The organism is Paenibacillus sp. ACRRX (genome assembly GCF_022346885.1).
Taxonomy (GTDB): Bacteria; Bacillota; Bacilli; order Paenibacillales; family Paenibacillaceae; genus Paenibacillus_B.
This window is the reverse complement of the sequence record NZ_JAKRNK010000018.1, coordinates 1-10,463: the sequence shown is the minus strand read 5'-3', so window position 1 is coordinate 10,463 and position 10,463 is coordinate 1. Positions and strand designations below refer to the sequence as shown.

2 protein-coding genes are annotated in these 10,463 nt (G+C 46.5%); both read right to left on the bottom strand.

Annotated features, from left to right (window positions below; translation table 11 throughout):
- The coding region (locus MH117_RS26250) for a non-ribosomal peptide synthetase (RefSeq protein WP_239334057.1) at positions 1-8,494 on the bottom strand (8,494 nt) is incomplete at its 3' end.
- A 167-nt stretch (positions 8,495-8,661) separates the two neighbouring features.
- Positions 8,662-10,463, bottom strand: a 1,802-nt coding sequence (locus tag MH117_RS26245; protein WP_239334055.1) for a condensation domain-containing protein, incomplete at its 5' end; no start/stop codon positions are given.

The following is a 10,463-nucleotide window of genomic DNA, read 5'->3' as shown; positions in this document are numbered from 1 at the left end:
CGATCGCATCCGGAGTCAGAGCTGTTTGCTCTTCGAACATCCGGTGAATCGTCTGATCTTGCGGATAATCGGCCGCCGTATCGTTAAACGACTTCATCAGCTCCGCCTTCTCATCAGCGGTCGCCAACTCTAGTTCGCCTACGGCAATACGCGGATTAGCCGTCACTTGCTCAAGCACATGTACGAGGTGGCCTCGCAGCCTTTCCATGCTGTCCCGGTCATACACATTCGCATTAAATTCGATTCGGAACATAATATCATCACCAGGCATCGCAACCAGATTAAAATCATAGTTGGTCTGTTCAGCGACTTGTACATCTGTAATCATCAGTTGGCCTCGCTCGTCGCCTGCCTGCTCCATTTGTTCTTCCATAGGGTAATTTTCAAATACGAGAATATGATTAATCAGATCTTGTTTTTGCGTACTTCTTCCTTGAATTTCATATAATGGGTAATAATCGTAACGACCTGACTCTAACGCCTGCTCCTGAATCCGCTCCATTAACCCGGCGAAGTCCGTTTCCGCTTCACAGGAAACACGGACCGGTATTGTATTAATAAACAATCCAATCATCGATTCGATACCAGCAACTTCAGCCGGTCTACCCGATACGACACCTCCGAAGACCACATCATCAGTACCATTATATTTTTGTAAAATGATACCCCAAGCGGCTTGCAGCAGTGTATTTAACGTTACCTGGTGTTTTTTCGCTACACGACTCATATTTGAGCTTAATGATTTGCCCAGTTCAAACACAATATGCTCGGTGGTGTATCCGTCGCTGCGAACTTGTGATTTTCCTTGCGGCAGTATCGTTTGCTGGTCATACCCCGATAAATACTCGGACCAGTATTGGGAAGCTGCTACATTGTCTTGACGGCCTAGCCACTCAATATATTGACTGTATGACGGCACCGTAGTTCGCTTGAGCTCGCGCTGCTGTACGGCAGCAGCATATGTTTCCAGCCACTCTTGCGTCAACTGCGGCAAGCACCAGCCATCCATAAGAATATGATGCGAGCTCCAGATCACATGGCTGCTGTTGTCGCTTGTGCGGATAACCAGCACACGCATGAGCGCATCCCGTTCCAGATCGAAACCGCGTTCTTTATCTGCTTGTGCCAAAGTCTCAACATGCACCTGCCGTTCTTGCTCCGGCATATCGCTCAGGTCTTCATGAATAAACCCAAGATGCTTGTCTCGATAAACAATCTGTAATAGTTCTCCGTTCCAGCCACTATAAAAATTAGTGCGCAGCACCGCATGCTGCTTCGCCAGCGAATCAAGACTGTTAGCAAACAACTGCACGTCAAGCTCACCTTGGATGTTAAACCGAGTTTGCTCAAAATAAGCGCCTGCCTGTCGATCCATAGCCGTATGGAACCACATGCCTTTTTGCATCGGCGTTAACATGTAGATGTCCTCAACTTCTCCAATAGAGCTCGTCTGACCTACAATCTGATCCAAATCCTCAACGCTGAGACCGTCCAACAACACGTCGCTTGGTGTCAATTCTACTCGGTCCTTTGTTGTACAGTGAGTGATGATATCCCGTAAGGTCTGACGCAGCAGACTCGCCAACTGTTCGATCGTGTCATGGCGATATTGTTTGCTGCTGTAGCTAAGATCCAGCATTAGTACACCGCCAGAAATCATACCATTAATATCCAATGTGTAACCGCGAACTTGACGGATACTCATTTCCGAACCATTTGAATGAGGAGATACTTCCATATCATTGTTTGCCAAGTCTTGATCAAACTGTCCGAGATAGTTAAAGCTGATTTCCGGCTTGGCCACAGAAGTATTGACAACCGAACGCTTGCCTGACAAGTATCGATAAATTCCATAACCGATGCCTTTGTTAGGAATGCTTCGCAAATTCTCCTTTGTCTTTTTGATCTGGTAGGACAAACCCTTATCTGGCTCCGCTTCAATCAGCACGGGATATTCACTTGTAAACCAGCCAACTGTACGGGAAATATCAACGTCTTGTAATATCGACTCCCGCCCATGGCCTTCCAATGTAACAAGCACCTGACTATTGAGGCACCATTTCTGCATTGCAATACCAAGCGCCGTCAGTAAAATGTCATTCATGTCCGTGTTATAAGCACGATGGACATGCTTTAATAACTGCTCGGTATCCTCTTCGTTCCATTCTACGATTACTGATGCACTGTCCTGTTGATAGGATAGTTCGGCATCATAATCTTTAGGAAGCGAGGCAGACTTCGACTGCTCTACTTGCTCCCAGTATGTGTATTCCCGTTCCATTGCTGGACTGATTGCATGTGCGGCAAGCTGTTCAGCCCACACACGATAGCTGTCGGTCTTAGAAGGAAAACGAAGTACTTCACCTTTTAACGCTTGCTCATAGCCTGATGCAATATCCTCCAGCAAAATGCGCCAGGAGACACCGTCAACGACGCCATGATGCATCACGATTAACAAATGATCTCCGTCGTCAGCATGCATTAACCCGGCCCTTACCAATGGGCCAGCATACAAATCGATGCCGCTTTGAATTTCATTTGCTAATGCTTCGATTGCTTGATTGCAGGACGGATCGCCTGTGAAATCACGAACATCCAGTCTATAAAGTTCGCCGTCGCCTACTTTCCGATTCCAGGCGGTGTGCTCGCCTTGATCAGAGTGATGGAACACGATCCGCAATGCATCGTGATGCGTAACGATCGCTTGTAATGTGCTGCGGAGCGCCGCTTCGTTAAACCCCTCCCTGCGATGCAGCATGATCGATTGATTGTAGTGGTGCGGGTCTTCCATTTGCTGTTCAAAGAACCAGCCGAGAATAGGCGTTAATGGAACCTCACCAGACACCTCTCCCTGATCTGCAACCTTACCGACTGCTTGAATATGAGGAGCTAGCTGCGTAATTGTCGGGTATTTAAATAAATCCCGTATTTCTAGCTTATAACCGACCTGATGCAGACGGGATGACACTTGAATCGACTTGATGGAGTCTCCACCCAATTCGAAGAAATGATCCAGCACCCCGATACGATCTGTACCTAATACAGTTTGCCATACGGTTGCGAGCGCCGCTTCCACGTCTGTACGAGGAGCAACATATTCCGTACCTGTATGTGCGTTGCCTTCTGGAGCAGGCAAAGACTTGCGGTCAATCTTTCCATTTGGCGTAAGCGGTAAACGCTCTAGCTGCACAAAATAGGACGGAATCATATAAGTTGGCAGCTCTTCTGCCAAGGCATTTCGGAGCTCGCTGACCGTTAATTCTTTGTCAGCCACAAAATATGCGCACAATGCTTTTTGACCATTTCTATCTTCACGTGCTACAACTACGGCTTCTCGCACGATGTCTAGCTTGAGCAGCTTAGATTCCACTTCGCCGATTTCGATCCGGTACCCCCGGATTTTAACTTGATGGTCGATGCGTCCTAAGTATTCCACATTCCCATCCGGCATCCATCTTGCGAGATCACCAGTCTTATAGAGTCGCTCTCCATCATGGAAAGGACTCACAACAAATTTCTCAGCTGTCAGTTGAGGTTGGTTCCAATATCCACGTCCTACACAAGGACCTCCAATATATAATTCACCAATAATGCCGAGCGGCTGAAGCGAATGATGGTCGTTCAAGATATACATCGTCACCCCTGGCAATGGTTTACCAATAGGCAGTGTCCGTGGTATTTCCTGAGTCTTAGGCTCATAGTAGGAAGCATCTATGCATGTTTCTGTTATTCCATAGCTATTGATAATTCTCATTTGTGAACCAAATCGATCAATCAGCTTCTGGAACTCTTCTGTTGGGCAGTAATCTGAACCAACAGCAACAAGCTTCAGACTGCTAATATCCAACTTATTTTCGTACACATATTCCATCAAAGGAATGACAAGAGATGGTGTTGAATCGAACATATGAATGCCATGTTTATGGATTAAATGATAAATTTCTGCTGGATTTGCACGAGCCTGCTCTGGGCAAAGAATCAGTTCCCCACCATGCAAAAGTGCACGAATGAGGTCGCCCGAGAACACGTCAAAGGAGAAGCTGGCCCACTGCATCCAACGAATATTTTCATCACGCAAATGATATTCACGTTCCCACGCACGCGCTAACACCGTTAATTGTTTATGCTCAATCATGACGCCTTTGGGCTTGCCAGTCGTTCCTGATGTATAGATAATGTAGGCTAGGTGCTCAGGCGTATTATGGGATTCCAAATTAGAAGCGTCTTGATCATAAAATGCATCGTCGTCCAATATCACCAATACTCCGTCAAACGTGATACGCTCCTGGAGATGTCGCTGCGTAATAAGTACACGCGCATTGGAATCTTCCAACATATAGCGGATACGATCTTCTGGATATTTCGGGTCAATCGGCACATAAGCTCCGCCTGATTTCAAGATCGCGATAATACCCACGATCATTTCCAATGAGCGATCTGCCAGAATACCTACCAATTGTTCAGGCTCTACACCATTCCCGCGCAGCGTCCTAGCCAATCGGTTCGCACGTTCGTTAAGCTCACGATACGTAAGTTGTCCATCTTCGTGTACTACAGCGATATGATCTGGTGTACGTGCCGCCTGCTCTTCGAATAGTTGATGTACCACTTTTCCTTGGGGTATCTCTGGTGACTCATCGTTAAAAACAAAGCGGATCTGTGCTTGTTCTTCATCGGTTAACATGCCAAGTGCAGCGATTGGGGTAGCAGGCTCGTTTACGATGGAATCAAGCAGCTCTACAAAATGCTTCGTCATCCTTACGATGGTGTCACGCTTGTACAAAGCAGTTGCGTATTCCACGCTGCATGCAAATCCATCGGCCCCTTCAGCAACGTCCAGAGTCAAGTCAAATTTCGATATGTTGTGCTCGCTTGGATAGGGTTTCAATTGTAATCCCGGCAATTCGAAATCATTGCCTGCAGCTGCATTTTGCAAGGAGAACATTGTATCAAAAAGTGGATTTCGGCTCATGTCACGTGGGACTTGAAGCTTGTTAACGAGCTCTTCAAATGGATAATCCTGATGCTCAAATGCACGTAATGCATTCTGTGTAACTTCTTCGAGGTAGGATAAGAAAGTTTTCTCTTTAGCTGGATAATTGCGGATCGCGAGCGTACTAACAAACATCCCGATAAGCGGCTGCATGTCACTATGTGTTCTGCCTGCATTCGGAGTTCCTATAATAATATCTTCCTGCCCCGTATACTTCTGCAGCAATACAGTGTAAGCGGCGAGCAGCACCATATACAGTGTAGTCCCGTTATCTGTCGCAAGACGCTGCAGCGCCGTGCCAATCTCACCTTTTATCGTAAATTCAAACGTATCACCTTCATAGCTTTGTATCGATGGCCGCATATGATCCGTCGGCATTTCAAGTATCGGCAGCTCGCCACTGAATGACTGCAACCAGAATGCTTCCTGCTGCTTCATCCGTTCCTGCTGCGCTGCTGATTGCTGCCATACGGCATAATCTTTGTATTGAATGCGCAGCTCAGGAAGCACTTCGTTTGCATACAAGTGGGTAAATTCCTCCACCACGATCCCCATCGACACACCATCAGAAATAATATGATGCATATCATAAAGAAGAATATGTCGATTATTTGCCAACTCGATCAGACCGACTCGCAGCAGTGGCGGTGTTTGCAGATCAAATGCACGAACGAAGTCACGAACAGTCTGATCAGCCTCAGCCTCACTAACCTTCATATACTCCACTTCAAAGTCAACGTCGCGGTACACGCGCTGCATAGGCTCCCCGTTTACCAGCTCGAATCCCGTACGCAGCGTCTCGTGGCGTGCGATCAGCTTACGAAATGCAGCTTCAAATTGATCACGATCAAGCTCGCCTTCAAGCAGCATGACGCCTGGCATGTTATAGCTCTGTTCCGCACCTTCTAGCTGCTGCAAAATATATAGCCGCTTCTGCGATGATGAGACTGGATAGAAATCTCTCGCTTCTATTGGAGCAATTGCATTGTACTCCTGCTGCTCCTTACCACCTATCAATTGAGCAAGTTCCGCAACCGTTGGAGAACTGAACAATTCACGCAGCGGCACACTAACACCTAACTCTTTATGCAGCTTGCTTGCGAGATCAGCACCACGCAGAGAGTGACCGCCAAGTTCAAAGAAGTTATCGTTTACGCCTACTACAGCTATACCAAGAGTTTCTTGCCATATTTGAACAAGCAGCTCTTCCAGTTCTGTTCGTGGCGCAACGTACTCCGTGCCAGTTACGATACTATCCAACGGATCAGGGAGAGATTTACGATCCAGCTTGCCATTAGGCGTTAGCGGAAGCTGCTCCAACTGCACAAAATGAGAAGGGATCATATAGCTAGGCAGTCCAACAGCTAGTTCAGTTCTCAACTCGTTTACAGTCAGGTTGCGATCAGCTGTATAATAGGCGCACAACGCTTGCTGTCCATTGTCATCTGGTCGAGCAATTACAACGGCTTCTTTGACATCATCTATCTTCAGGAAACTAGCTTCAATTTCTCCCAATTCGATACGGAAACCGCGAATCTTTACTTGATGATCAATGCGTCCTAAATATTCGATCGTGCCATCGGGCAGCCATCGGGCTGAATCGCCAGTCCGGTACATACGGTCGCCATACACGTGAGCAAAAGGGTTCTCGATAAATTTATCAGCTGTAAGCTCTGGGCGGTTCAAGTAGCCTCTGGCCAATCCTTGACCCGCAATGCACAATTCCCCTGGAACGTTTAACGGCTGCAGCTGGCCGAGTGCATTCACGATAATGACTTGCGTATTTGAAATTGGGGTACCAATTGTAATAGGCTGATTTTGCTCCAGCTTTCTGGAACACGTAGTCACCACGCTATTTTCAGTCGGACCGTATTCATTAAATAATTCTACGTGTGGAAGCAACTGCTGGCTTCGGGCCACAAGTGATGGGCTGACGCTCTCACCAGCTAATGTCACCTTGCGTAGTGTTGAGGCAGATTCTGCGTTCACGATATTAAGCAGCGCACCGTACAGGTTCGGCACACAAATAAAATGTGTGATACCCGAGTCTGTCATGATCGTACTCAAAGCAAGTGGGTCCTTTGATTCTTTTTCTCGCAGCATATGTACGCTAGAGCCTGACACTAAGGATACAAACGTACTCATCACAAAACCGTCAAAAGAGAACGAGAACAATTGCAGCACTCGATCAGCAGTATCCAGTGCATAAAATTGCTTCCTCCACAGCAATGCATTGACTATGTTTTGATGCTCGATCATAACCCCTTTTGGATTGCCAGTCGTTCCTGATGTATATATGACATAGGCCAAATCTGTCGGGTCCGCAACATTTGCAAGATTGGTACCGTCCACATCATAGTTGGTTTCATTATTCACATCCACGATACGACCGTTGTAAGAGACACGATCACACAGATGACCCTGCAGCAAAAGTACTTGCGCGCCTGAGTCCTCCAACATGTAGTGAATGCGGTCTTGCGGATATTCGGGATCAATTGGCACGTAAGCTCCGCCTGCTTTCATAATGGCCAGAATACCCACCATCATTTCCAGCGAACGTTCGACCATGATACCAACTAATTGATCGTGCACTACACCTGCTGCACGTAATGTTCGGGCTAGCTTGTTCGCCCGCTCATTTAACTCTCGATAAGTCATTTGTTGCTGACCATATACAACAGCAGCCCCATCTGGCGTGCGCTCTGCTTGTTCCTCAAACAATTGGTGAATTGTATATTCGCGCGTATTTTCCTTAAACGTATCATTAAATTCAAATAACAGCTTTGTGGTTTCTAGCTCCGAGAGTAGGCACATTTCACTCAGCTTCTGTTCCGGATCGGACAATACTGCAGTGAATACGTGCTGTAAGTGGTTGATAATCTGTGCAATGAAGTCTGAAGAGTAGACGTTCTCGTTGTAGACTACATTTAGAAGAATTTGATCGTTTTCAAGCTCAAATTGGAACAACAAGTCTGCTACGACATGTTGTGTGAAGCTTATGGTATGTATCTCTTTCAAAGCAACCATCGTATTTACAACAGGCAATGCGTTTACGGCTTGTAATTGCAGCTGTTCTGTCATCATACGAAAAGGGATATGTTGATGACGTATAGCATCAGGTAGCGTTGACTTGAGTGCGGAAAGTAACGATTTAAAAGTAGTGTCGACATCCACTTTATCTTTAAGGATGACCACATGGTTGATCGGACGCCTAGTGTCATCCACTTTCGGTACGATCGGCATGCCTATAACGATCTTTTCTTCATTCGTATATTTGTACAGCAGACTTTGAACGCCTGCCAGCAAGATCATGTAAATTGCCATGTTAGAGCCCCGTGCCATCTGGATAATTCGTTGGGAAGTATGGGCTGGCAATATGTTTGAAATGGAATAAAACGAAGTTGCTTCGCTGCTTGGAGGCTTATTGTATGGTAGTGTCGTAGGAGTATCTTCAGCATCGAGTTTTGCCTGCCAAAAAACGATTTCTTTATCAAATGCCATTCTGATCTTCTCCCCTCTCTAATCGGGCAAAACTGTGAAAGAGCTTGTTATCCCAGGGTACATGCAGTCAAGCAGCAACCTCATGCACCCTAGGATAAACAACATCACACTAGTTCTTCATCGTTCCATATAAATTCCTTATACACGCGAGGAAGTCGATCTTCTGTTTAGAAAGCAAAGTCAATTTCGGCTTCCAGCACTTCTTCGTGCTCCGTCACTCCACTTAATTGAATCTCCCCAAGCCGAATATCAGGCTGTTCACAGATCTGGGATAATATATTCAATAAGTCTTCAGCAAAATTATCCATCATGTTTGCTGAGAACAGCTTGGTGCAGTATTCGAAATGTCCACTCATCAGCCCGTCTTCCATGGTAATTTCTAATGTAAGATCAAATTTCGCGACAGAATGGTTCTGATTGTAAGGCTCGACCGACAGATCGCCCAGACTGACACTGTTGTTTTCTGTATTCTGTAAAATAAACATCGTATCAAACAATGGATTCCGACTTGGATTGCGCGCGACCTTCAGCTTTTCTACAAGCGCCTCGAATGGATAATCTTGATTCTCATACGCCTGAAGAGTGGTTGCTTTAATCTCTTCCAGATAAGAGCTGAAGCTCTTATCTGCATGCGGATAATTACGAATCGCCAATGAGTTAACAAACATCCCGATGAGCGGTTCTGTATCCGAATGTGTTCTGCCCGCAATTGGCGTGCCGACAATCATATCATCCTGTCCCGAGTACTTGTGCAGCAATGTTGTATAAGCCGCAAGCATGACCATGTATAACGTGGCTCCTGCATTGCCAGCTAGACGCTGTAATTGCTCGCTCTGCTCGAGATCGATGACAAATTGGAGCTTATCGCCCTCATAGCTGCGCTGATCAGGTCTTGCATAGTCGGTAGGCAATTCCAATAACGGTAATTGACCATCCAACTTCTGCAGCCAATAAGCCTCCTGGTCTTTCAAACGTTCATGCTGCGATTCCATGTGCATCCATTGGACATAGTCTTTGTACTGAATATGGAGCGGCGGCAGTTGTTCCCCACTGTAAAGACGGGTAAATTCATCAACCAATATCGCCATTGAAACACCATCAGACACAATATGATGCATGTCAAATAACAAGAGATGATGTTCTAGGGCAATTTCAATCAATCCAACACGCAGCAATGGAGGTTGCTCCAACTCGAAATCGCGAACGAATTGTGAAGCAATCTGTTCAACCTCTTCACCTTCTGCTTGAATATACTCGATTGCAAATTCAACATGTGGATGAATTCGCTGCACGGCTTCACCCTCTACCATTTCAAAGCCGGAACGTAATGTCTCATGACGAGCAATCAGCTCACGGAATGCTGCCTCCAAGCGATTACGATCGAGATGTCCCCGGATCGTTATGGCACCTGGCATGTTATAGCTTTGTTGAGCCCCCTGCATCTGATGCAAAATATAAATTCGTTTCTGCGCAGAAGAGAGCGGGTAATATGGTTTGACATCCGCTGTTGGGATAGCATGGAATTGCTGCTGTTCCAGCCCTTCGATCGCGCTCGCCATTGCCTCCAGCGTAGAGAACCGGAATACGTCCCGCAGCGGGAAATGAACATGAAGCGCTTTGTGTATTTTGCTGACCAGCGTAGTAGCACGCAACGAATGTCCACCCAATTCGAAAAAGTCTTCCTTCACCCCGATACGCTCAACACCAAGCACTTCTTGCCAGATTTGAACAAGTCTTACCTCTAGCGGTGTACGTGGCGCAATATGGACCGTGCCGATATTAATTAGACCTTCAGGAGCAGGCAGCAATTTGCGGTCCAGCTTGCCATTTGGCGCAAGCGGCATCCGCTCCAGCTGTACAAAGTACGACGGAATCATATAACTTGGCAATTCCTCTGCCAGCGCCGCTCTTAACTCGCCTACCGTCAGCTCACCCTCTGCGACGTAATAAGCACAGAGCGACTTCTGTC